The sequence below is a fragment of the Delftia sp. ZNC0008 genome (assembly GCF_000799035.1).
Taxonomy (GTDB): Bacteria; Pseudomonadota; Gammaproteobacteria; order Burkholderiales; family Burkholderiaceae_C; genus Comamonas; species Comamonas tsuruhatensis.
Window position 1 is genome coordinate 1 of the sequence record NZ_JTKZ01000002.1, and the last position, 1,038, is coordinate 1,038.

At 67.9% G+C, this 1,038-nt stretch carries 2 protein-coding genes; both read right to left on the minus strand.

Going from position 1 to position 1,038, the window contains the following annotated elements; all coding sequences use genetic code 11:
- A partial coding sequence (locus tag L995_RS00015; RefSeq protein WP_047467898.1) for an enoyl-CoA hydratase-related protein occupies positions 1 to 364 on the minus strand: 364 nt, incomplete at its 3' end.
- A gap of 45 nt (positions 365 to 409) precedes the next feature.
- The coding region (locus tag L995_RS00020; protein ID WP_047467899.1) for an SDR family NAD(P)-dependent oxidoreductase at positions 410 to 1,038 on the minus strand (629 nt) is incomplete at its 5' end.

Sequence of the window (1,038 nt, forward strand, 5' to 3'; positions counted from 1 at the left end):
CCGCGTAGGCGCGCATGGCCTTGATCAGGTCGCCCGTCATGCGCGTGAAGTCCAGCAGCTCGGGCATGCTCATCTTGGTGAGCGGGCCGATGATCTCGTGCACATCGCCGCCTGAGCAGAAATTGCCGCCCGCGCCCGTGACCACCACGGCCTTGATGTCGGTGGCATAGACCAGGGCGCGGAACAGGTCGCGCAGCTCGGCGTAGGAGCCGAAGGTCAGCGGGTTCTTGCGCTCGGGCCGGTTCAGGGTGATGGTGCCGATCTTGCCGTCGGCCGATACCTGCCACACAAAGGTCCTGGCCTCGTAGCCGGCCAGGGGGCGCTTGTGGTGCTTCATGCTGTGTTCTTCGGGCTGGGTGCTCATGGTGTCTCCATCAAGAATTCAGAAAACGGGGGGAGTGGACCGGGTTCAGCCGGTCATCACCTCGCCGCCATCGACGGCAATGGACTGGCCGTTGACCGAGGCCGATGCCGGCAGGGCCAGCCAGGCCACGGTCTCGGCCACTTCCTCGGGCTGGACCAGGCGGCCCTGCGGGTTGCGTTCGGCCAGCCTGGCGCGGGCCTCATCCGCCGTCATGCCGGTCTTGTCCACGATGTTGGCCACGGCGCCGCGCACGATGTCGGTCTCGGTATAGCCGGGGCAGACCGCGTTCACCGTCACGCCCTTGCCCGCCGTCTCCAGCGCCAGCGAGCGCGTGAGGCCGATCACGCCATGCTTGGCCGCGCAATAGGCGCTGACATAGGCATAGCCGATCAGCCCTGCCGTGCTGGCCACATTGATGATGCGGCCCCAGCGCGCAGCCAGCATGCCCGGCAGCGCGGCCTGCATGCAGTGGAAGGTGCCCGTGAGGTTGACGGCCAGCATCGCCTGCCACAGTGCGGCGTCGGTGCGCTCGAACTTCTGGCTGCTGGCCTGGCCCGCGTTGTTGACCAGGACCTGCACGGGGCCGAAGGCCGCCTCGGCCTGCGCGAAGGCCTGGCGCACCGAGGCCTCGTCGGCAATATCCGCCTGCACGGACTGCACCATCTGTGACGCGG